This window comes from Campylobacter sp. RM6914, assembly GCF_004803835.1.
Lineage (GTDB): Bacteria > Campylobacterota > Campylobacteria > Campylobacterales > Campylobacteraceae > Campylobacter_A > Campylobacter_A californiensis.
On record NZ_CP012545.1, the window covers coordinates 1,608,566 to 1,629,786 of the forward strand.

Annotated in this window: 26 protein-coding genes; 10 read left to right on the forward strand and 16 right to left on the reverse strand. The window is 38.8% G+C overall.

Translation table 11 applies throughout. The features are described 5' to 3' along the window. The first annotated feature begins 94 nt into the window (after positions 1-94). The 6 genes from CCAL_RS08300 to CCAL_RS08325 all read left to right on the forward strand — a co-directional run bounded on the left by CCAL_RS08300 (position 95) and on the right by CCAL_RS08325 (position 6,275). Positions 95-640 (forward strand): YceI family protein, encoded by a 546-nt coding sequence (locus CCAL_RS08300; RefSeq protein ID WP_170015939.1) that lies wholly within the window; start codon positions 95-97, stop codon positions 638-640. Between the two features lie 134 nt (positions 641-774). After that, positions 775-2,040: a 3-isopropylmalate dehydratase large subunit gene (gene leuC / locus CCAL_RS08305; RefSeq protein ID WP_170015941.1), complete on the forward strand. Its 1,266-nt coding sequence runs from the start codon at positions 775-777 to the stop codon at positions 2,038-2,040. Between the two features lie 71 nt (positions 2,041-2,111). Then, the gene (locus CCAL_RS08310; RefSeq protein ID WP_172285146.1) at positions 2,112-2,672 is read left to right on the forward strand and encodes an NTP transferase domain-containing protein; all 561 of its coding nucleotides are present in this window, start codon (positions 2,112-2,114) and stop codon (positions 2,670-2,672) included. Further along, entirely contained in the window at positions 2,669-3,652 is a 984-nt protein-coding gene (locus tag CCAL_RS08315) for a phospholipase A (protein WP_170015945.1), read from the forward strand. Before CCAL_RS08310 ends, CCAL_RS08315 begins: the two co-directional genes overlap by 4 nt. Before the next feature lie 119 nt (positions 3,653-3,771). Further along, complete coding sequence (locus tag CCAL_RS08320) at positions 3,772-5,148, forward strand: GntP family permease (protein WP_170015947.1); 1,377 nt, start codon at positions 3,772-3,774, stop codon at positions 5,146-5,148. Then, positions 5,145-6,275 (forward strand): glycerate kinase family protein, encoded by a 1,131-nt coding sequence (locus tag CCAL_RS08325; protein ID WP_169936919.1) that lies wholly within the window; start codon positions 5,145-5,147, stop codon positions 6,273-6,275. The genes CCAL_RS08320 and CCAL_RS08325 overlap by 4 nt, the downstream gene beginning before the upstream one ends. Positions 6,276-6,407: 132 nt before the next feature. Here CCAL_RS08325 and CCAL_RS08330 read toward each other — a convergent pair whose 3' ends face one another. Genes CCAL_RS08330 through CCAL_RS08365 form a run of 8 tightly spaced genes read right to left on the reverse strand, consistent with a single transcriptional unit; the run spans position 6,408 to position 12,336 of the window. Next, on the reverse strand, positions 6,408-7,289 hold the full coding sequence (locus CCAL_RS08330; protein ID WP_169936921.1) for an AMIN domain-containing protein: 882 nt from the start codon (positions 7,287-7,289) through the stop codon (positions 6,408-6,410). A gap of 5 nt (positions 7,290-7,294) precedes the next feature. After that, positions 7,295-7,573 (reverse strand): septum formation initiator, encoded by a 279-nt coding sequence (locus CCAL_RS08335; protein ID WP_169936923.1) that lies wholly within the window; start codon positions 7,571-7,573, stop codon positions 7,295-7,297. After that, a complete protein-coding gene (gene eno, locus CCAL_RS08340) occupies positions 7,570-8,820 on the reverse strand; it encodes a phosphopyruvate hydratase (RefSeq protein ID WP_170015949.1) in 1,251 nt (416 codons plus the stop codon). The genes CCAL_RS08335 and eno overlap by 4 nt, the downstream gene beginning before the upstream one ends. After that, positions 8,820-9,872 (reverse strand): recombinase RecA, encoded by a 1,053-nt coding sequence (gene recA / locus CCAL_RS08345; RefSeq protein WP_169936927.1) that lies wholly within the window; start codon positions 9,870-9,872, stop codon positions 8,820-8,822. Before recA ends, eno begins: the two co-directional genes overlap by 1 nt. Positions 9,873-9,927: 55 nt before the next feature. Continuing rightward, positions 9,928-10,419 carry a hypothetical protein gene (locus CCAL_RS08350; RefSeq protein ID WP_170015950.1) on the reverse strand — a complete coding sequence of 164 codons (492 nt, stop codon included), beginning with the start codon at positions 10,417-10,419 and terminating at the stop codon, positions 9,928-9,930. An 8-nt stretch (positions 10,420-10,427) separates the two neighbouring features. After that, positions 10,428-11,201 (reverse strand): UDP-N-acetylmuramate dehydrogenase, encoded by a 774-nt coding sequence (locus CCAL_RS08355; RefSeq protein ID WP_170015952.1) that lies wholly within the window; start codon positions 11,199-11,201, stop codon positions 10,428-10,430. Further along, positions 11,198-11,464, reverse strand: a complete 267-nt coding sequence (gene fliQ / locus CCAL_RS08360; RefSeq protein WP_169936933.1) for a flagellar biosynthesis protein FliQ — start codon at positions 11,462-11,464, stop codon at positions 11,198-11,200. Before fliQ ends, CCAL_RS08355 begins: the two co-directional genes overlap by 4 nt. Then, positions 11,464-12,336, reverse strand: a complete 873-nt coding sequence (locus tag CCAL_RS08365; protein WP_170015953.1) for a menaquinone biosynthesis family protein — start codon at positions 12,334-12,336, stop codon at positions 11,464-11,466. The genes fliQ and CCAL_RS08365 overlap by 1 nt, the downstream gene beginning before the upstream one ends. A 109-nt stretch (positions 12,337-12,445) precedes the next feature. Here CCAL_RS08365 and CCAL_RS09385 point away from each other — a divergent pair, with 109 nt between their 5' ends. Together CCAL_RS09385 and CCAL_RS09420 are read left to right on the forward strand one after the other, a co-directional pair. Beyond that, entirely contained in the window at positions 12,446-12,685 is a 240-nt protein-coding gene (locus CCAL_RS09385) for a pirin family protein (protein WP_211436821.1), read from the forward strand. Further along, positions 12,667-13,134, forward strand: coding sequence for a pirin family protein (locus tag CCAL_RS09420; RefSeq protein WP_250645196.1), 468 nt, complete (start codon positions 12,667-12,669; stop codon positions 13,132-13,134). The genes CCAL_RS09385 and CCAL_RS09420 overlap by 19 nt, the downstream gene beginning before the upstream one ends. A gap of 97 nt (positions 13,135-13,231) precedes the next feature. On the opposite strand, the gene CCAL_RS08375 is transcribed toward CCAL_RS09420, so the two are convergent. Both CCAL_RS08375 and CCAL_RS08380 read right to left on the reverse strand, forming a co-directional pair. Continuing rightward, complete coding sequence (locus CCAL_RS08375) at positions 13,232-14,332, reverse strand: nicotinate phosphoribosyltransferase (protein ID WP_169936937.1); 1,101 nt, start codon at positions 14,330-14,332, stop codon at positions 13,232-13,234. A 12-nt stretch (positions 14,333-14,344) separates the two neighbouring features. Beyond that, on the reverse strand, positions 14,345-14,722 hold the full coding sequence (locus tag CCAL_RS08380; RefSeq protein WP_169936939.1) for a RidA family protein: 378 nt from the start codon (positions 14,720-14,722) through the stop codon (positions 14,345-14,347). A 125-nt stretch (positions 14,723-14,847) separates the two neighbouring features. On the opposite strand from CCAL_RS08380, the gene CCAL_RS08385 reads away from it, so the two are divergent. After that, positions 14,848-15,321: a cysteine permease gene (locus CCAL_RS08385; protein WP_170015955.1), complete on the forward strand. Its 474-nt coding sequence runs from the start codon at positions 14,848-14,850 to the stop codon at positions 15,319-15,321. A 130-nt stretch (positions 15,322-15,451) separates the two neighbouring features. On the opposite strand, the gene CCAL_RS08390 is transcribed toward CCAL_RS08385, so the two are convergent. The 6 genes from CCAL_RS08390 to CCAL_RS08415 form a co-directional block, all read right to left on the reverse strand. Further along, entirely contained in the window at positions 15,452-16,012 is a 561-nt protein-coding gene (locus CCAL_RS08390; RefSeq protein WP_170015957.1) for a Fe-S-containing hydro-lyase, read from the reverse strand. Between the two features lie 9 nt (positions 16,013-16,021). Beyond that, on the reverse strand, positions 16,022-16,867 hold the full coding sequence (locus CCAL_RS08395) for a fumarate hydratase (RefSeq protein ID WP_170015959.1): 846 nt from the start codon (positions 16,865-16,867) through the stop codon (positions 16,022-16,024). Positions 16,868-17,050: 183 nt separating this feature from the next. Next, on the reverse strand, positions 17,051-18,361 hold the full coding sequence (locus CCAL_RS08400) for a hemolysin family protein (RefSeq protein ID WP_170015961.1): 1,311 nt from the start codon (positions 18,359-18,361) through the stop codon (positions 17,051-17,053). 115 nt (positions 18,362-18,476) lie between these two features. Beyond that, a complete protein-coding gene (locus CCAL_RS08405) occupies positions 18,477-18,992 on the reverse strand; it encodes a flavodoxin family protein (protein WP_170015963.1) in 516 nt (171 codons plus the stop codon). A 41-nt stretch (positions 18,993-19,033) separates the two neighbouring features. Further along, a complete protein-coding gene (locus CCAL_RS08410; RefSeq protein WP_170015965.1) occupies positions 19,034-19,558 on the reverse strand; it encodes a pyridoxamine 5'-phosphate oxidase family protein in 525 nt (174 codons plus the stop codon). 110 nt (positions 19,559-19,668) lie between these two features. Beyond that, positions 19,669-20,124 carry a DUF411 domain-containing protein gene (locus CCAL_RS08415; RefSeq protein WP_170015967.1) on the reverse strand — a complete coding sequence of 152 codons (456 nt, stop codon included), beginning with the start codon at positions 20,122-20,124 and terminating at the stop codon, positions 19,669-19,671. Positions 20,125-20,251: 127 nt separating this feature from the next. Between CCAL_RS08415 and CCAL_RS08420 the strand changes: the two genes are divergently transcribed. Continuing rightward, the gene (locus tag CCAL_RS08420; RefSeq protein WP_170015969.1) at positions 20,252-21,217 is read left to right on the forward strand and encodes a putative transporter; all 966 of its coding nucleotides are present in this window, start codon (positions 20,252-20,254) and stop codon (positions 21,215-21,217) included. Positions 21,218-21,221 lie beyond the last annotated feature (4 nt).

A 21,221-nucleotide genomic window follows, 5' to 3' on the forward strand; every position in this document is an offset into this window, starting at 1 on the left:
ACTTGACTTTAAAACGTAAAATATTATTAAAATATTATTGTTATGTTTGTTAATAATCTCTATAATCACATCAAATTTAAACACAAGGAAAAAAATGAAAAAACTTAAATTTTCACTAGCACTCGCACTTCTTGCGACTTTTGCAAATGCCGCAGTTTACGAGCTAGACCCCATTCACTCAAGCACAAGCTTTAAGATAAAGCACCTTAGCATAAGTAACGTCGTGGGAAGTTTTAAGTCATTCAAAGCAACTGCCGATATGGACGGCGAAAAGTTAAAAAGTCTAAGTGCAACCATCAAAACCGACTCTATCTTTACCGATAATGACGCTCGCGATAAACACCTTCGTTCGGCTGATTTTTTCGAAGTAGAAAAATATCCTGAGATAAAATTTGAGATGACAGGCATTAGCGGCGATGATATAAAAGGAAATTTAACCATCAAAAACGTAACAAAACCTGTAATACTTGAGTATGAATTTGGCGGAAAAACAGTCGGCCAAGACGGTAAAGCAAAGGTTGGTTTTAGCCTTGAGGGCGAGATAAAAAGAAGCGACTTTGACTTTGCCCCTAGCACATCAACAGTAACCTTAGGAGATAAGATAAAGATAGATATTGAAGTTGAGGCGGTAGCAAAATAACTTAAAGGCTCGACTTTGAGCCTTTTACAAATTTACTTCACTTAAATACATTTTCGCTTACATTTTTTACTAAAAATAAAGATTTTATATATTTTTTGTTAAAATCAGACAAATTTCAATCCAAAAGGCAAAAGATGAAGCAGACTATAACAGAAAAGATTTTTTCCGCTCACACAGGCGAAGAGGTAAGCGCGGGTCAGATAGTGCAAAGCCCTATAGATATGGTTATCGGCAACGATATAACAACGCCGATTTCAATTAAACAATTTGAAAGAAGCGGAGCACAAAAGCTAGCTAATCCCGACGGTTTTGCCATCGTAATGGACCACTACATCCCGGCAAAAGATATCTTAAGCGCAAATCAAGCCAAAATTTCACGCGACTTTGCATACAAACACGATCTTAAAAACTACTTTGATGAAAAAGATATGGGCATAGAGCACGCCTTGCTTCCTGAAAAAGGACTTGTTATCCCAGGTGATGTCATCATCGGTGCAGACAGTCATACCTGTACGCACGGCGCTCTTGGAGCGTTTGCGACAGGCATGGGCTCTACCGACCTTGCTTATGCAATGATAACAGGCAAAAACTGGTTTAAAGTGCCTCAAACCATAAAAGTAGTCTTTAACGGAAAATTTGGCGAGCACATATACGGAAAAGACTTGATACTTGAGGTTATTCGCCGTATAGGTGTGGACGGGGCACTATATAAAGCGCTTGAATTTACGGGAGAGGCGATAAGCTCACTTGACATGGACGGACGCTTTAGTCTTTGTAACATGGCGATAGAAGCCGGCGGTAAAAGCGGTATCGTAGCGTATGACGACATAACAAAAGAATTTTTAAAAGGTAAGAATTTACGCTCAAAACCTGTAATCCACTACTCAGATGAAGGCGCAAAATATGAAAGCATTTTAGAGATAGATGTTAGCAAGCTTGATCCTGTTGTCGCTTATCCATTCTTACCAAGCAACGGCAAAAGCGTAAGAGAGGCCGTAAAAGACGATATCGCGATAGATCAAGTATTTATCGGCTCTTGCACCAACGGACGCTTAAGCGACCTTAGGATCGCCGCTGAAATTCTAAAAGGAAAACGTGTATCCAAAAAAACACGCCTTATCATCACTCCTGCAACGCAAAAGATCGCAAGAGAGGCTGAAAAAGAGGGTCTGATAGAAATTTTCATCGAAGCCGGAGCAGTCGTAAGCAACCCTACATGTGGCGCATGTCTTGGCGGATATATGGGAATTTTAGGCAAGGGCGAAAGATGTGTAAGCACAACAAATAGAAACTTTGTCGGCAGAATGGGTGATAGAACGAGTGAAATTTACCTTGCAAGCTCTGCAGTAGCGGCGGCAAGCGCGATAGCTGGAAAGATAGCTGATCCAAGAGATCTATAAATTTAAAAGCATTTTAGGGGATTAAAAGAAATTTAAACCTCTTTTATCCCCAAAAACACAAAGGATAAAATTTGAAAACCTGCGTTATCTTAGCCGGAGGAAAAAGCTCTCGCATGGGGCAAGACAAGACGCTTTTGCCCTTTGGAGAGTTTAACACACTTACGCATTTTCAATTCAATAAATTTAGTAAAATTTTTACTAATGTTTTTATAAGCTCCAAATTTGATAAATTTATACCCCCTCTTCCGCTGCTAAAAGATATTTCACAAGACTATTCGCCTATGCTAGCTCTTGCTAGCGTGCTAGCAAATTTTAAAGATGAAAAAATTTTTATAATCCCCGCCGACATGCCATTTGTAAGCAAAGAATGCGTAACAAAACTTTACGAATACAGCGATAAATTTGATATCACCATAGCACAAGATGAGGAATTTAGCCATTCGCTTTGTGGCTTTTTTAACTCAAATATCAGCAAAAAGGCGCTTGAGCTTTACCAAAACGGCGAACATAAAATCGGGCTTTTGCAAAATTTTTATAACGTCAAAAAGGTTAAATTTGACAATGCCGAGCAATTTTTTAACGTAAACGACCCATCTCAATACCAAATCGCCCTTAAAATGAAGCAGATATGAAAAAATTTCTCGTTTTTGTATTTTGCTTTCAAATTTTACTCCAGGCCAATGAAACGAGTGAACTTTTTAAAAAAGCTCAAGAATTTGAAAATATCGGCGATACGGTAAATGCTATGAGGCTCTACAAACAAATCGCCCAAAATTCGCTTAATCAGCAAAACCAAATTTTAAACAACAATGATACAAACACAACAGTTGCCATAGTTAAACCCGAACAAAATTTAGAAAAACTTATCTTGCAAAACTCGCAAGAGCCAAAAGATGACGAGATACAAAATATCCTTGGTTTACGACTTTATCACCTAAACTATCTTTTACCTGTTTCATACTCGCAAAACAGACCCACAAACGGCAAGAGTAGATTTGAAACCAAATTTCAATTTAGCGTTCAAAAGCCGCTTATGACAAATGCGTTTAAGCTAAACGAAACATTAGGAATTGCCTACACTCAAACATCTTGGTGGCAAACCTCAAGCGACTCTGCGCCTTTTAGAGAAAGCAACTATAAGCCTGAAATTTACATAGACTTCGACACTCAAAATAGCCTAAAAATGCTAAATATCTCCAATATAAGAGCCGGACTTTTGCATGAGTCAAACGGCAAAGACAAAGAGAATTCAAGGAGCTGGAACAGGCTTTATGCGCAGGCTAGATTTGACCTTGGAACACTTAGCGTGACACCTAGAATTTGGAGTATCGTAGGCGACACCAATGATAATAAAAACATAGAAAACTACATCGGAGTTGGCGACGTAAATTTCTCTTTTGCATTTAAGGATCACATATTAAACACAATGATAAGAAACAACCTGCACTTTGACAAAACAAATCGCGGCGCAGCCCAGTTTGACTGGCTTTTTCCTATATTTTCTACTGGGATTTACGGTTATGTTCAGTTTTTTACAGGATATGGCGAAAGCTTAATTGATTATAATAAACACACAAATAAGATAGCAGTCGGTTTTACCCTACTTAGATAGGCAAATTTCGCTGTTTTCGTTAAAAATTTAGATTTTTAGTAATTAGTATTATTTTTTAAGATTTTATAAGGAAAATTTGTTAATATATCCCTAAAAAACTTTAATCTAAGGAGCTTTTTATGAGCGGTATTTCTTTGATTATTAGTTTTGTAATCGCCATAGTCATAATGATATGGATGATCTCAAAGCTAAAGGTTCATCCGTTTTTGGCATTGATGAGTATATCTCTTATCCTTGCTATCGTTGCAGGAATTGATCTTGCTAAAATCCCAAGCATTATCGGTAACGGCTTTAGCGGTATATTTAAAAGTATCGGTATCGTTATTATCTTTGGTGCACTTATCGGAACAATCCTCGAAAAGACCGGTGCAGCGCTAAAGTTAGCCGACATGGTCGTAAACTGCGTTGGTCAAAAACGCCCTGAGCTTGCTATGCTTATCATGGGCTGGGTAGTAGGCATACCTGTGTTTTGCGATAGTGGTTTTGTTGTATTAAACCCTATCCGTGAAGCACTTCGCAAAAAGATCTCGGCAAATCCGGTAGGCATGGCTGTAGCGCTTAGTGGCGGTCTTTATGCAGCTCACGTGTTTATACCGCCTACTCCTGGACCTATCGCGGCTGCAGGAGCACTAGGACTTGGAGGGAATTTATTGCTTGTTATCGGCATGGGTGTAGTTGTTTCTATACCTGTTTTGATCGGTGTTTATATGTTTGCTAGACGCATAGGCGATGAAGTTAGCATAAGCGACGAGGAAGCAAATGCTATCATATCTCAAAGCTACGAAGATCTAATCAAACAATACGGCAAACTTCCTGGTGGATTTTTAAGTGTTGCACCTATTTTCATGCCGATTTTATTCATGGCTCTTGGCTCTATCGCTAAAATTTTAGGCATAAGCGGAGCATTTGGCAACCTGCTTGCTTTCCTAGGTAATCCTATCATGGCTCTTGCTATCGGCGTTGTTTTTGGCATATTGCTACTTGCTGATACAAACAAACTACCTGCATTTAACGACATGACAAATGAAACGCTAAAAATAGTAGGCCCGATACTATTTATCACAGCCGCGGGTGGTGTTTTAGGCCAAGTTATAACATCTGCCGGCTTTGTTGACTATATAAAAGAAAATGCAGCAGTCATTAGCGCAGCGGGAATTTTCTTCCCATTCTTGATCTCAGCTATACTAAAAACAGCACAAGGAAGCTCAACTGTAGCCATTATCACTACAGCTTCTATCATGGGTGCATTTAATGCCGACAACTCACTAATGATGGCTCTTGGGCTAACTAGCGAGATAGCTGCTGCCCTATGCGTCATGGCGATCGCTGCGGGTGCAATGTGCGTATCACATGCTAATGACAGCTACTTCTGGGTCGTTACTAACTTTAGCAAAATGACACCTCAACAAGGTTACCGAACACAAACCATGATGACATTTATCATGGGTATCGTTGGCATTGCTAGCGTTTATATCTTGTCATTGGTTCTACTATGAAGGTATTAGTCGCGATTGACTCTTTTAAAGGATCGCTAAGTTCGCTTGAAGCGGGCCTAGCGGTCAAAGAAGGCATAAAAGATCTTTGTGAAGTTGTAGTAAAGCCTGTTGCAGACGGTGGTGAGGGTAGCGTAGAAGCGCTTTGCGATGCTCTTGGGGGAAGATACATCGACATCATGGCTCAAAATCCACTCGGCATACAAATTTTAGCCAGATACGCTATAGCAAATGATCTGGCAATAATGGAGATGGCTAGCACTTCAGGTCTAACGCTGATCCAAAAAGAGCAACGAGATCCTTTAAAAACAAGCACTTATGGTTTTGGCACTATGATAAAAGATGCTATAAATAAAGGTGCGCGTAAATTTATAATCGGTATCGGCGGTAGCGCAACCAACGATGCCGGCACCGGTATGCTAAGTGCACTTGGCTTTGAATTTTATGACGAGAGTGGAAATTTATTAAAAGGTGTTGGCGAGGATCTTATAAAGATCTCTAAAATTTCAACAAAAAATGCCATGCCTACACTAAAAGAGTGTGAATTTCTAATAGCTTGTGATGTTGATAACCCACTATATGGTAAAAACGGTGCAGCCTATGTTTATGGTCCACAAAAAGGAGCCGATGGCAAAACAGTCAAAAAGCTAGATGAGGGATTAATAAATTTCGCAAATGTCGTCTCAAAAGAATTTGGATATGACTTTAGCGCGCTAGAGGGCGCCGGGGCTGCCGGCGGTCTTGGATTTGGTTTTGTGAGCTTTTTAAGTGCCACTCTAAAATCAGGCATACACATCATCACAGAAGAGATAGGCCTTGAAGAAGAGATCAAAAAAGCCGACCTGATCATAACAGGCGAGGGTAAAATGGACTTTCAAAGCTCAATGGGCAAAACCCCTACAGGCGTAGCAAAGTTAGCCAAAAAATACAACAAGCCCGTTATCGCTTTTGCAGGTAGTGTATCTCCGTGTGCAAAAGAGTGCAACAGTAACGGCATAGATGCTTTCTTTGGGATACTGGGCGAGCCTATAAGCCTTGAAGAAGCAATGAGAAAAGACATAGCATCACAAAATTTAAAGCTAACGAGCAACCAAGCTGTTAGGCTTTTCATGTTAGCACAAGCTAAATAAAATTAAGACGGTTTGGCTAAAAGCTTTGCCGTCTTTTATAGTTTAAATTATTTGATCAAATTTGCACGCAGAAATTTATATAATGAAGACTTCAAGTCAAAGCATATTTGACGCTATTAGCTAAATTTATTATCATTTAACTCTAAGCTCATAGCCTTGCATAACTTTGCCGATACTATATGTTCGTTTTTTATCAAGCTCTACAACAACTCGGTAGAAGTCGTCATGCCAGCCCACGGTTATGTTTTTAAATACCGCAGAATTTACTTTTATATATTTTGTTCTAAAACTTTTTGGAGGATTATCAAAGTCAAGAACTATCTTGCTATTTTCATGACTAAAATATTTTATATTTTTGTCTTTTGTTATGATTTTTAGGATATTTTTAGAGCTATCTATCTCAAACATATCCGCAAATTTCAGCGAGCTTGGCTGCTTTTTTGGCTGAATTTTTGGTTTATTGGTTGTGACTTGTTTGCTTTTTGGTTGTGTTTTAGCTTTTACAGACAAACCTACTTTGCTCTTGTTGGTATCTAAATTTATAGTCGTTACGGCAGGTAAAGTCGTTATAGCCTGCTCTTGCCTTGTAGATTTAACGCTTTTGCTTTGCGTAGTTGTATTTGTGTCATTTTTATCGTGACTTATAGTTTGTATTATTGTTTTAGCTGTAGGATTTGGCATGGTTACTGAAACATCAAGCTTTTGTGTAGTTAAAGGCTCTGGATTTTTTAACTTTAAGATAGCATACTCTTCTTGCCAACTGATAGTTTTATTTATATCGCTTAGCACCTTTTCTTTTATACTGCCATCTCCTGCGCGATATCTAACGGTAACGCCCAACAACAACCTAGCGTCGCTTGGAAATTTAATATCTTGCGTATCAAATTCGCCAAATTCCTCTTTTAAATTTGTCGTCATTACGCTTGCATTTAGTTCACCAATAGGCGTAAATGGGTTTTCTCTAGCATAAAGCACGCTTGCCATCAAACAAAATATAATACAAATTTTTTTCATTTTAGCTACTTTTTACCGGTATCGGGCTCAAGTTCTTTCAGCTCGAAATACTCTTTTTGAAGTTTTGCGTTACGTTTTTTTAAAATTTCCACATCTTCGGCAAGGCGTTCTTTTTTGCTCTGTAGACTGAGCATAACATCCAAAGAACGCTTGCCAAACATCATATTGCCGATATAGATCGCAAACGCAATTACACATACTATAACGACAGTATGTCTGAAAAATGATTTAAAAAAGTATGATCTTTTTGATTTTTTATCATACTCTTCTAAAATTTCACTCAAATACTATCCCCTAAAAACTCACCGGCCTCAAGCTCTATCTCAAGCAGACGGTTGTATTTGGCATTTCTTTCGCTTCTGCTTGTGGCTCCGGTTTTTATCTCGCCCGTATTTAAAGCAACTGCAAAGTCTGCTATAAAAGCATCTTCACTCTCGCCACTTCTATGACTCATAACGCAGCGATAGCCGTTTCTTTGAGCAAGGCGAACTGTTTGCATAGTTTGACTAACAGAGCCGATTTGATTTGGTTTAATCAAAATAGCATTACCAATGCCTTTTTCAATACCTTCACGTAAAATTTTCTCATTTGTAACAAAAAGATCGTCGCCTACTAGCTGAACCTTATCACCAAGACGCTGTGTTAAGCTCTTCCAACCATCCCAGTCATCTTCACTAAGTCCGTCCTCTATAGAAAATATCGGATACTTATCGCAAAGTTGCGCGTAGCGCTCTATAAGTTCTTCCGAGCTAAATTTTTTGCCCTCAAGCTCGTATTTGCCATCCTCATAAAGCTCACTAGCCGCTACGTCAAGAGCTAGTTTGATCTGAGAACCGGCCTCATATCCTGCTAATTTTATCGCCTCCATAATAAGCTTTAGCGGCTCTTCATTGTCTTTTAAATTTGGAGCAAAACCACCCTCGTCACCAACGGCAGTACTATGTCCTGCTTTGTTTAAAATCTCTTTTAGTTTATGATAAATTTCCGTTGCTGCTCTTAATGCATCGCTAAAATTATCAAATCCAAAAGGCATTATCATAAATTCTTGAAAGTCTACACTGTTGTTTGCATGCGCTCCGCCGTTTATAATATTAAACATCGGAACAGGTAAGATACTAGCATTTGCCCCACCCAAATAGCGATATAGAGGAATTTTAAGGCTATTTGCCGCAGCTCTAGCAACAGCCATCGAAACACCAAGAACGGCATTTGCACCTAAATTTGAGTAGTTGTTTGTGCCGTCTAACTCAAGCATCTCATCATCAACGGCTTTTTGGTTATACGCATCAAGTCCGATAATGGCTTCTGCTATGCGCTCATTTACGTTTGCAACAGCTTTTAAAACACCTTTGCCTGCATATCTAGCATCTTTATCACGTAGCTCAAGAGCCTCACGCTTACCGGTACTTGCACCACTTGGTACGATAGCACTTGCCATTGTGCCGTCGCTTAAAGTTACAACTGCGCGAACGGTCGGGTTACCCCTACTATCAAGAACCTCATGAGCTACAACATCTTCAATATAAACCATTACTCTTCTCCTGATTTGTCGTTATTTTTATCATCGTCGTCTTTGTCGTTACTTAAAATTCCAACAACGCCCATTGAGCCTTTTATCGTCGCGATAATCTCATCCGCAACATCTTTATGCTCTTTCAAATAAGCTTTTGAATTTTCTCTACCTTGTCCGAGTTTACTAGCTTTATAGCTAAACCATGCACCGCTTTTGTCGATAACATCAAGCTTTACGCCATAGTCGATTATCTCACCCTCTTTGCTTATGCCCTCGCCAAACATCACGTCAAATTCTGCGACCCTAAACGGAGGAGCTACCTTATTTTTAACAACTTTGACTTTAACGCGATTACCAATGCTCTCTTCGTTTTGTTTAAGAGTAGCTATACGGCGAACATCTATACGCACAGACGCATAAAATTTAAGGGCATTACCGCCTGTTGTAGTCTCAGGCGTGCCATATCCAGTCGCGCCTATCTTCATACGAATTTGGTTGATAAATATAATCGTCGTGCCCATTTTATGCACAACGCCCGTGAGCTTACGAAGTGCTTGACTCATAAGTCTTGCTTGAAGTCCAACATGTTGGTCGCCCATATCGCCTTCTATCTCACTTTTTGGAGTAAGAGCAGCGACGCTGTCTACTACGATAAGATCGACCGCACCGCTTCTAGCTAATGTCTCTACCATATCAAGTGCTTGCTCGCCAAAGTCAGGCTGAGAAACGTAAAGATTATCCGTATCAACACCTAAATTTGAAGCATATTTCACATCAAGTGCGTGCTCGGCGTCGACAAACGCACAAATTCCGCCAGCCTTTTGGCACTCGGCAATAATGTGAAGCGTAAGTGTTGTTTTACCTGAGCTTTCGGGGCCGTAAACCTCTATAATCCTACCTTTTGGCACACCACCTATACCAAGAGCAAGATCAAGTCCGATCGAGCCAGTAGGGATGCTATCTATCGGCTCGACTTGCTTGTCGCCAAGCCTTATCATCGCGCCCTTGCCGAAGTCCTTTGTGATCTGTTTTAAAGCCAGATCAAGGGCTTTTTGCTTTTCTGCGTTCATATACTACCTTATTTGAAAATTTTCTGATTTTATCAAAAAATGTGTGAATTTTACTTTAATCACTCACGCCGTTATCACACAAAATGATATTTTTATTTAGCTTATCAGCCAAATTTACAAGTCCTAAAATTCTATTCTCATCTTCTAAAAACAACACATACGTATCACCGCAAAGTGCATAAATTCCCATAGCAAGAGCGCTGTTTAAATTTAATGCACACGATGTTAGAAATGTAGCATCTACGCTGCCCTCATCTGCTTTTGGCTCATTTTTTAGCTTAGGTTTTATAGCCTGTAAAAACTCGGTTTTAGTTGTTGATTTACTAAATTTATATAGTAAATTTTTACTTGCTAAATATTCACAAAGTTCGTTAAATTCTTTGATATCGCTAGGTTTTACCTCATCGAATTTAAGAGCAAATTCTTTAAGTAAATTCTCTTTTATGTTTGCGTTTGGCTCTAGCTCTTTTTGCTTTTTTCTGGCATAAAACCAGATACATATAAAAACAATCGCCATGGCTAAAATTTCGTTTAAAAACTCTCTCATTTTACACCTTAAAGTATGACAACTTCAGTCTTTAGTTCTATGCCAAAGCTCTCAGAAACACGTCTTTTGGCCAACTCTATAAGCTCGGTTGCATCAAAAAATGTCGCATTATTAAAATTTATCAAGAAATTTGCATGTTTTTCGCTAAATTTTGCTCCGCCGATAGCATGTCCTTTTAATCCAACCGCCTCAATCAACCGTCCCGCAAAGTCACCTTGTGGATTAGTAAAGCAGCTTCCAAAGCTAGCCCCTTTTGGTTGATTAGATCGTTTCTTGTTTATCTCGTCGGCAAAACTTTGCAAAAAACCTTTTTTGACCTTAAATTTAGCCCCAAATATCGGCTCGTTAATACCGCTATGGCGATACGAGAAGTCTATCTCACTCTTTGGCACCCAGCCTCTAGCCAGTAAAACGTGAGTAAGGCTATCACTTATACTAAGCCCCAAAAGTCCTGCATTCATAAAGACTAATCCACCAAGAGTGCCAGGTATATTTTGCAGGATTTCAAATCCGGCGATATTGTGCTTTTTGGCAAAACTAAAGATCTTACCGCTCTTGCTGGCACCGCCTATCTCAAGCTCATCACCGTTTAAATTTATATAGTCAAATTTCTTTGAAAGTATCGCCATTTTTGGAGGATTTGGCGAGATTAAAATGTTGTTTGCGCCACCTATCAAAACAGCATCTCTGACATCATCATCTATGCTATCTACAACCGTAACCTCATGCTCTCCGCCTATCTTTACGGAGCTAAATTTGGCAAAATTTATAATGCGCTTCACTGGACAAATTCCGGGATATAATCAATCATACGCGTGGTAAATTCAACCATCATCGAAACCATCCACGGCATAAGAAAGATAATAACGACAACAACAAGAATGATCTTAGGAACAAAGCTTAGCGTTGTCTCGTTTATCTGTGTAGTCGCTTGAAATATCGATATAAGCAAACCCGCGATAAGCCCACAAAGTAGCATAGGCAAACTTAGATAAAGCGCTATCTTAAAAGTCTCTATGCCAAGTGCAACCAGAGTGCTTTGCATTAGCTAAACCTTGCCTCGTTGTATTCTTTAGGGATAAGATAGTCGTGTGCGTCGATGATTTGCGGATAAAAACCGTGCTTATAGCCTATCTCAAACAGTTTATTTAAAGAATTTAAAGCCACCTCGTCCATGCTTACAGAACTTTCATTTGCATATAAATTTAGATATGTTTTTAGCTTCTCTTTATCGACACGTATCAAATTTCTTTCCATCAACATGTGCGATAAAAACGGTTTATGTGCGGTCGCTATACGAACAGCCTCAGTTAAAACCCGCTCGCACTCTATCGCGCCTGTTAAAGGTAAGCTTCGGCGAACCGCCATGCCTCCAAGCGGTAGTGGTATCTCTTCTTTTGCAAACTCACACCAGATATCCCAAATTTCACGTTCAACTTCTAGCTCACTACTAAAATCAAGAATGCTTTCATGTATAAGCACTCCCGCATCAACCTCTCCGCTAACAACAGCACTTTCGATCTCTAAGAAATTTTTATAAACAATGCGAGCATTAGGATATGCTATGCGAAACAAAAGTGCGTTGCTCGTATGTGCTCCACTTAATGCCACCTTGAAATTTCGCTTTAAGCTCACGCCTTTTTTCTTCACCAACTTTGGCCCATAACCGTTACCAAAACTAACGGCAGTTCGCAAGAGAGCGTATTCGTCTTTTATGAGAGGATAAAGTGCAAAGCTTATCGCTGTCGCGTCATAAGTGCCTTTTAGGGCCTCTTCGTTTAATGTCTGAATGTCAAGAGCGGTATTTGAAAAACGTAAATTCACACTACTTATCCAGCCGAATTTTACCGCCATATACATAAATATATCATCGGCGTCGGGCGAGTGAGCGACGCTTATTAGCTTGTAATTTTTCAAAATTTATCCTTTTGTTTATTGGCGATTGTATCTAAAAATGGTTTAAAGAATAAATTTTTTACCTTTTGTTGTGTTTTTTGTTACCCACGCAACCTGTATTGCAGCAAAAATGACAAAAATAATCTACGCAAGAAGAACCAATGAACGATACACCGGTAGTTTTGACTGGATTAAAAGCCGTCATACGTTTTCGTTTGCAAACTATTTTGATCGTGATTTTATGGGGTTTTTCGCACTTCGCGTTATAAATGACGACATCATCGCTTCACACCGAGGCGTTGGTGCGCACCCACATGAAAATATGGAAATTTCTAACATACATCTTAAGCGGTGTCGTTACTCACACTGACAGCATGGGCAACAAAAAAGCTAAGCAAAGGCGAATTTCAAATAATAAGTGCCGGAACAGGTATTGTTCACTCTGAGATGAACGAGGAAGATGAAGAGCTTCACCTTTATCAAATTTGGATCAAACCAAACATAAAAGGCGTAAAACCGCGCTACGAGCAAAGAAAATTTAACGACGAAAAACACACGCTAGTGCTTTCGCCAAACGGTGATAACGGCTCATTTAAAATTCATCAGGACATGTGGCTGCATAGATATTTTTTACAAAACGAAGAGCTTAATATCACTCTTAATAGCGCCCGCAATTACTGGCTACAAGTCGTAAACGGTAAACTAAATTTACACGAACACGAGCTTGGCAAGGCTGACGGCGTTGCCATAAATGATGAAATACTTTTAAAGATAAAGTGTGAAAAGAAAGCAGAGTTTTTGCTATTTGATCTACCGTAAAACAAATCGAGTGCATAAATTTACGCACTCGCGAAATGATAAATTTTTAGCCGATATTTGCAAAGTGTTTAAGCCGGCATAAATTTAGATACTAAATTTATAAATTTGGCGTAAATTCTACCTCTTGCAAGCGACTTGAGACAACTTCGCCACGTCCAAATTTAGCCTCCTCTTTGCCGTTAAGCTCAACCAGATCTCCGGTAAATCCGCAAATATCGTTTTTTACGGTAAAACTTCCTACTCCGTAAATATCAACCGGAGTATTTGCCTCTTCAAAATCGGCTATTTTTTGCGGAGTAAATCCTGAGCTAACAACGATCTTAACGTGCTTAAAGTCATTTTCATCAAGCGCCTTTCTAAGCGCAAAAATAAGCTCTTTACACACTCCGTGCGGATCAAATTTACTCGTATCCTTGCTCTCAAAATACTTATCGATCAAATTTTTAGAGGTATCGACCCTAACTGCACCAAGTTTCGCCCCCATCGCGTGTGCTGCCGCAAGAGCGTCCGTTATGACGTCGTTATTATAGTCTACTAATGCAGTTACTAGCTCATCAGGAAATGTTTTGGCATAAATTTTACACGCTTTTACCACATCTCCTTGGCACATCTGAATAAGCGCATGAGGCATGGTGCCCATACCGCTTCCTCCCCACCAAAACCCTTGAGCGTCAGTTGAAACTCTATTAACCCCGGCGATAAAGGTGGCATATCCATCGCCGATTTGCGTAGATATATCATCTTGACGATCCGCCATAGAAAAGACGATCTTGCCGCCACCAGCCTTTAAGGCATTTGCCACGTTTGTCGCAACGCAACTTCTGCGAGTCAATGTCGCGTCAATGATATTTTCTAAAAATCCAAAATTCTCATACGCACCGCTAATTTTTAAAACAGGCTCTCCCGCACAAACGACATCGCCGTCGTTTAAAGCATAAATTTTAAGCTTACCCGGCTCTTTTGCAAAGGTATGAATGAGCGAAACAACCTCATCTATACCACATAAGACGATATCATCGGTTCGCTGAAAAAACTGCATGGTAACATGCTGGTTTGGCAAATTCTCTTTTATGATTTTGTTGATTTTCAAAAAATATCTTGCCGTATAAAACCCATCTGCTATACGCGGATCAAATTTAAACGTTTTATTTGTTAAACGCGCTATTTTCCCCTGTTTTTTTAGCTCTATTTCGTTCATTTTGGACCTTTATTATTTTTGTGTTGCTATAACTTCTATCTCAACAAGTCCATTTTTAGGTAAAGTTTTGATAGCTACCGTGCTTCGCGCAGGAAAGTCTCCACTAAAATAGCTAGCATAAATTTCATTTACCGTAGCAAAATCATTAATGTCGGCTAAAAATATAGTAGTTTTTACAACATTCGTAAAGTCTAAATCCGCTGCAGAAAGTATCGCTTTGATATTTTCCATGCTTTGTCTTGCTTGCGACTTTACATCAACACCGACAAATTCGCCGGCCGCTGTTACTCCAAGCTGACCTGAAATAAATAAAAAACCGTTTGCCATAACGGCTTGAGAGTATGGTCCGATAGCTTGTGGGGCATTGTTTGTGTGTATGATTTTTTTCATGTGTCGTCCTTGGATGTAAAATTTTAAAAATCTTACACTTTTTTAATTATTTATGTCAATAAAAAAGCGATACCGCACCTACTTTTTATGCTAAAATGTTAAAAACCAATACTTGCGTGAGAAAAATGAAACTAATCCTAGCACCAAATGAATTTTTAGATGAGTATATCTTGGGCGCAGAATTTGCGATAAATGCTCAAATTTCATCAAACGCATATCTATTTTGGAAAGGTGCCATCTCGGCTAAATTTGAAAACTCGCGAGTAGTTTTTTTGCATAAAAAGACAATACCTGATAAATTTAAAGACGTCGCTAAAAAATGCACACCGCTAAACGGACTTGTGTTAACAAGCGCATTTTGCTCATTTACCGCACTAGCGCCGTCACACCTTGTAAGCTCGAACAAATCAAAATTTTACGAGCTTGTCGAGCTACATCAAATTTGTGGGATAAAATTTATAAATTTAAAGAAATTTTATGATGATTTGGGGCTTGGTTATGATTTAAGAATTTACATCGAAAAGTGCAAATTTTTCTCTCCTACACCCTTTGAAAAACGGATCAAACTAACCGAAACTCTATGTTTGGGATATTATTAAATTTCTTTCATAAATTTGGGATTTAAGTCGCAAAGTTAAATTTTATAAAACAACTTTGCGACTTTGTATCTTAGAATAAATTTCATACAAAACAGACAAATGATAGGTTTTAAGCATGAAATTTTAAAATTTAGATCTTTCTATAAGGTGCTTGACCTGCTTCGTAGAAGTTATTTCCTTCGCTATCTATCGCAACCATCGCAGGGAAATCCTCGACAGTAAGTCTTGCAACCGCTTCAGGTCCAAGCTCAGGGTAAGCTAGTACTTCGTATTTTTTAATACTTTGGCTAATTAAAGCACCTGCTCCGCCGATAGCTACCATATAAACACAACCTGATTTTTTCATAGCATCTACGACCGCTTCGCTACGATAGCCTTTACCGATCATGCCGTTTATGCCGACTTCGTTTATCATAGTCGGAGTGTATTTGTCCATTCTGCCACTAGTTGTAGGGCCTGCAGCACCGATAGCTTGACTCTCTTTTGCAGGCGTTGGTCCAACATAATATATAGTCTCGCCTCTTAGATCCACAGGAAGCGCTTCTCCGCGAGCTAAAGTTTCTGTAAGAGCCTTGTGGGCCGCATCTCTAGCTGCTATGATAGTGCCTGATATTAGTACATTATCGCCTGCTTTTAAGCTTTTTACCACCTCTTTATCAAATGGTGCGGTTATTCTTTTGATTTCTGACATTTTAACTCCTTAAATTTCAGCGTCTGCGTGGCGAGCAGCATGGCAGTTGATATTTACAGCTACAGGAAGACCCGCGATATGAGTTGGATACCATTCGACATTGACTTTAACAGCGGTATTATCGCCACCCATACCTTGTGGCCCCACTCCTGTTTGTCTAGCCATCTCAAGAAGCTCGTCTTCTAGTTTTGCGTATCTTTCGTCAGGGTTTCTGCTATCTACTGAACGAACGGCTGCAAGTTTTGAAAGAAGCGCTGCTTTGTCCATTGTTCCACCGATACCTACGCCTACTACCATAGGAGGACAGGCGTTTGGACCAGCTAGTTTAACAGCTTCTAAAAATACCCTTTTAACACCTTCGATCCCATCTGCTGGAACTAACATTTTAAGGATTGATTTGTTTTCGCTACCAAAGCCTTTTGGAGCAACTTTGATCTTAAGTTTATCTCCTGGAACGATGCGTGTATTTATAACCGCAGGAGTGTTATTTGCCGTGTTTTTGCGCTCAAAAAGTGGCTCTGCAACCACAGACTTACGTAAGTAACCACCAACATATCCGTCTGCTACGCCTGCATTTATAGCATCTTCAAGGTAACCACCCTCTATATGAACATCTTGTCCTATTTCTACAAAAACAACGGTCATACCTGTATCTTGACATATCGGAGCAACGCCTTTTTCGGCTAGATCGGCATTTTGTAAAATTTTGCCTATGATGTCTTTACCAAGCGGTGAACTCTCATTTGCTTGTGCTTTTTTAAAAGCTGCTCTCATATCATCAGTAACGACATAACAAGCTTTTTTGCAAAGTTCGCTAACAACTTTTGTTATCTCGTCTGCTTGAACTACTCTCATTTTTCCTCCTTATAGTTCGGTATTGAAATTATACAATTAAAATTAAAATTTCAGTTTAAATATGATTTTTTTTAAGCAAAAGGAGTAAAAAAGAGTAAAATCGTAAATTTTATCAATTTTAAGTAAAATTATCGTATAAATTTTTATATTTAGAAAAAAGAGGAGAGACTACTCTTCCTCTTGTCAAGTTTTCCTACGAATTTTTACACGCAAGATACTAGTGCCGTCCATTTTTCGCACCTCATAGAAGAAATTCTCATCCTCAGTGCGGTCTCCCACAACAGGCAACCGACCGATTAGGTTAAACACATAGCCACCTATGGTAACTTGCTCAGTAGCTTCGTCAAATGTTATACCAAACATCTCTTCGATACTTTCAAGCTCGAACCTACCGCTAAATTCGTAAATATCATCATTTATTTTCTTATACTGTTCGCTGGCATCGTCATGCTCGTCATTCATATCGCCAAGGACTTCTTCCATAATATCTTCCATGGTTAAAATTCCTGAAGTTCCACCATATTCATCAACAACAAGCGCGGCTGATTTTTGCTCTTTGTTCATAAGCAGTATAACCTTGGATATGGAGAGGCTTTCCGGCACGATAAGAAATTCCCTAACTATACCATCAAAATTCCTCTCCTTATCACCAAAGTGTATCTCAAGGATATCGCGAATATGTATCATGCCAAGCACAACGTCTTTGCTTCCGTCTATATAAGGATAGCGGGTGTATTTTGAATCAAAAACTATCTTTAAATTTTCCTCAAAGCCTCTTTGCTTATTTATGCAAACCATATCGCGACGAGGTGTCATTATCTCTTTTGCGACCGTGTCACTAAAGTCGACGGCATTTTTTATGATCTCGGTTTCAAAACTATCAAGAACTCCGCCTTTTAGACTCTCTCCGACTATGATCTTTATCTCCTCTTCAGAGTGCGCAAGGTCGTTTTCTTTAGCCGGTTTTATGCCTAAAATTTTAAGACCCAAGATGGCTAGAGCGTCAAATGTTTTAATCACAGGAGAAAATATAACCCAAAAAACATGAAGAGGTTTTGCTATCCTTAGCACCGATACTTCGGCTTTTGCTATAGCTATAGACTTTGGTATCAGCTCACCCACTACAACATGAAGTAGTGTGATGATAGTAAAAGCTATCGCAAAACCAACCGTGCTAATGAGCAAATCACTCATATCCAAATATTTTTTAAGCGGTCCCTCTATCACTCTAGCAACGGCAGGCTCACCGATCCAGCCAAGAGCCAGCGAGCTAAGTGTTATGCCAAGTTGCGTTGCGCTTAGATAGGTATCAAGCTGGTTTGACATATCAAAAGCAAGCTGAGCGTTTGGAGTTTTTTCTTTTATGAGCTCTTCAAGGCGAGTTTTGCGTATCTTGACAAGAGAAAATTCTGAAAGAACAAAGAAGGCATTTAATAAAATAAATACAACTGCGAGGAATATCATCAAAAGCGAACTGTCGCTACTGGGGTGCAATTATGATCCTTAATGGTTAAAATTTAAAAGCCACATTATAGCAAAAAGTATTTAAATTTCAAAAAATGGTGGCATAAAACCTCTCTTTTGTATTAAATTGCGTAAAACCGTGTATTTATAAAATTCCTCTAAATGCAGTTTTAGCATTTATGATGTCATTTGTGTCAGGATGCAAGGCTGCTTCTTTCCATCTAGCTTCACGTGAAGAGGTGATCTTATAGTGCTTTTTATTGCTAGTTTTTAAAGCCACAACTCTTATCTCGTCTATAAATTTCTGACTTATTGCCCCTTGGGAGATAAATTCTCTAATCACACTATTTTGTCCATCTTCAAGTAGTTTCTTGCCATCCTTTAACGCTTTTGCGGCATGCTCGCTATCAGCTCTAGCTCCAAGAGTTATAAAAAGCCCGACATTTTTACCTTTTATATTTTCTTGTATAAAACGTTTAAAATTCGTATCTATAGTGCCTTTATAGATATAGTAACCAACCGCGATAAAATCAAAATCATCCAAATTTTTAGCTGCTTCGTCACTATAGCACACAGCCTTACAACCAAGCTCACCTGCTATAGCCTTGGCAACTTTCTTTGTGTTGCCGGTTAATGACGAATACACAACTATCTTTTTCATTAAAATATCCCCTTAGCTATCTTTACTATGATCACTTAAATTTACCTGCTTTCGTGCGGATACATTTCTTGCAAGCCTTTTATAACTTTTAAACCAAGGGTATCGTAAGCCGCGCCAAATCCTCTTACAAAACGCCCTTGTTTTAAACTAGCTTTTACGACATAAAAATCTTTCATGTTTTTTATATAAACAAATGCGCTTTCGTTTGGATTTTTTGCGGCTAACTTATCAAAATACTCATCTCTTTTTGCCTCGTCTTTTATAAAATCAACCTCGCATTTTATGCTTAGCCTAACTCTTGCTAAAATAGTCTTTGCAGTACTTTCATCTTCTAAAAATAGCAACGAAGCTTTATTTGGACTAGCTTTTAGTGAAGAGTAGTGCTCGGCAATAGAACTTAGACAAAGGTAAATTTCATCGCCCTCTCTTACAAAGGGGGCATACGAGCTCACGCACTGCCCTTTTGAGTTAAGGCTTGAGATGATGACGGTTTTTAGGCTATCTACAAATTTAAAAACGCTGTCTTGAATTTTATCGAGTGGTTTTTCATTAATTTGCGCGTGCATATTTTTCTCCTATATTAAATTTATCTAGTTAATGATGATTTTGTAAGTTATATTATAGAGTAAAATAAAAATTTAAGTGCAAATTTTTGCACTTAAATTTCTTTTAGAAGTTATTGTATCTTTTTGCTTCCGATATATGTAGCAAAAATTTCTCTTGTGCCGTCTTGTTTGAATAATACGATATCGTATTTATCAGGCTCGCTTCCTTGCTCCATACCTGGACTTTCTAGCGGCATTCCAGGCGCACTTATGCCTATAACGCCCTCTGGTTTTATCTCAAGTAGTTTTTTTATCTCTGCCGCAGGAACATGTCCCTCTACTACATATCCGCTAATAATCGCCGTATGGCAACTTGAAAGCTCGAGCGGAACGTTAAATTTTTTCTTTAGGGCAACCGTATTTTGCACCTTATACTCAATTGTCTCAAAACCGTCTTTTTGCATAACCGCTTCCCACCTAGAACAGCAACCGCAAGTAGGCGATTTATAAACCTCAAGCAAATTCGAACCAAAAGACGAAACCGCAACTAGCGACGCAACTGTCGCAACTTTAACTAAAAATTTCATTTTACTCCTTCGTATTGTAAAATTTTAGTAAATTCTACAAAATAGTTTTAAATTTAAACCAAATAATATACCAAAACTCCTTTACCTGTTTTTTGATATAATTTGCCAAAAATTTGTAAGGGAATTTATGTTTGTTTCATTTTTTAGATCCAAACAATGGTTGTTGTGGGCTTACGGTGGAGCAGCTTTTATCATCGCTTTACTTGTTTACCAAACGCACCTAAATGTCGCCATAAACGAATGGTATAAAAATTTTTACGACATCATGCAAAATATCAAAGATCATACGATAGATGACTTTTGGCGAGAAATTTTTAACTTTATTTATATAGCCATGCCTTATGTTTTGACATATATGGTGATATCGTTTTTCGCAAGCCACTGGGTATTTCGCTGGAGAGAAGCGATGACTTTTAGCTATCTTAAATTTTGGCAAAAATGCGAATACGACGTCGAAGGCAGCTCGCAACGTATACAAGAAGACATTTATCGCTTCGCAAAGATAATGGAAAGTCTGGGTGTTGATGTGCTTCGCGCCATCATGACACTTGTTGCGTTTACACCAGTTCTTTGGGGGCTTAGCTCCAAGGTTGATCTACCATACATCAAAGACATACCCGGCTCACTTGTATGGATAGCACTTGGAGTAAGCATAGGAGGTCTTATCATATCTTGGTTTGTCGGCATTAAGCTTCCTCATCTTGAGTATAATAACCAAAAAGTAGAAGCCGCCTTTAGAAAAGAGCTTGTTTTTGCCGAAAACGACAAGGTTAATTACGCTAGATCAGAGACTATCGTCGAGCTTTTTACGGGGCTTAAATTTAACTACTACCGTTTGTTTTTGCATTATGGCTACTTTAATATCTGGCTTATTTCATTTTCACAAATTTTAGTTATAGTGCCATATATGATAATGGGAAGCGGGCTTTTTACGGGGATGATAACTCTTGGCATACTTGTGCAAGTTAGCAACGCATTTTCACAGGTGCGTAGCAGTTTTTCGGTATTTATATCAAACTGGACAACTATAACCGAACTTAGATCGATATACAAACGTCTAAAAGAATTTGAAGAAAACATCGGCTACAAATAAAAGG

Excerpts from the sequence above, each read along its gene's own strand:
- CCAL_RS08300 (WP_170015939.1), top strand. The coding sequence starts at position 95 with ATGAAAAAACTTAAATTTTCACTAGCACTCGCACTTCTTGCGACTTTT.
- leuC (WP_170015941.1), top strand. The coding sequence starts at position 775 with ATGAAGCAGACTATAACAGAAAAGATTTTTTCCGCTCACACAGGCGAA.
- CCAL_RS08315 (WP_170015945.1), top strand. The coding sequence starts at position 2,669 with ATGAAAAAATTTCTCGTTTTTGTATTTTGCTTTCAAATTTTACTCCAG.
- CCAL_RS08320 (WP_170015947.1), top strand. The coding sequence starts at position 3,772 with ATGAGCGGTATTTCTTTGATTATTAGTTTTGTAATCGCCATAGTCATA.
- CCAL_RS08325 (WP_169936919.1), top strand. The coding sequence starts at position 5,145 with ATGAAGGTATTAGTCGCGATTGACTCTTTTAAAGGATCGCTAAGTTCG.
- CCAL_RS08330 (WP_169936921.1), bottom strand. The coding sequence starts at position 7,289 with ATGAAAAAAATTTGTATTATATTTTGTTTGATGGCAAGCGTGCTTTAT.
- eno (WP_170015949.1), bottom strand. The coding sequence starts at position 8,820 with ATGGTTTATATTGAAGATGTTGTAGCTCATGAGGTTCTTGATAGTAGG.
- recA (WP_169936927.1), bottom strand. The coding sequence starts at position 9,872 with ATGAACGCAGAAAAGCAAAAAGCCCTTGATCTGGCTTTAAAACAGATC.
- CCAL_RS08350 (WP_170015950.1), bottom strand. The coding sequence starts at position 10,419 with ATGAGAGAGTTTTTAAACGAAATTTTAGCCATGGCGATTGTTTTTATA.
- fliQ (WP_169936933.1), bottom strand. The coding sequence starts at position 11,464 with ATGCAAAGCACTCTGGTTGCACTTGGCATAGAGACTTTTAAGATAGCG.
- CCAL_RS09385 (WP_211436821.1), top strand. The coding sequence starts at position 12,446 with ATGACAAAAATAATCTACGCAAGAAGAACCAATGAACGATACACCGGT.
- CCAL_RS08375 (WP_169936937.1), bottom strand. The coding sequence starts at position 14,332 with ATGAACGAAATAGAGCTAAAAAAACAGGGGAAAATAGCGCGTTTAACA.
- CCAL_RS08380 (WP_169936939.1), bottom strand. The coding sequence starts at position 14,722 with ATGAAAAAAATCATACACACAAACAATGCCCCACAAGCTATCGGACCA.
- CCAL_RS08385 (WP_170015955.1), top strand. The coding sequence starts at position 14,848 with ATGAAACTAATCCTAGCACCAAATGAATTTTTAGATGAGTATATCTTG.
- CCAL_RS08390 (WP_170015957.1), bottom strand. The coding sequence starts at position 16,012 with ATGTCAGAAATCAAAAGAATAACCGCACCATTTGATAAAGAGGTGGTA.
- CCAL_RS08395 (WP_170015959.1), bottom strand. The coding sequence starts at position 16,867 with ATGAGAGTAGTTCAAGCAGACGAGATAACAAAAGTTGTTAGCGAACTT.
- CCAL_RS08405 (WP_170015963.1), bottom strand. The coding sequence starts at position 18,992 with ATGAAAAAGATAGTTGTGTATTCGTCATTAACCGGCAACACAAAGAAA.
- CCAL_RS08410 (WP_170015965.1), bottom strand. The coding sequence starts at position 19,558 with ATGCACGCGCAAATTAATGAAAAACCACTCGATAAAATTCAAGACAGC.
- CCAL_RS08415 (WP_170015967.1), bottom strand. The coding sequence starts at position 20,124 with ATGAAATTTTTAGTTAAAGTTGCGACAGTTGCGTCGCTAGTTGCGGTT.
- CCAL_RS08420 (WP_170015969.1), top strand. The coding sequence starts at position 20,252 with ATGTTTGTTTCATTTTTTAGATCCAAACAATGGTTGTTGTGGGCTTAC.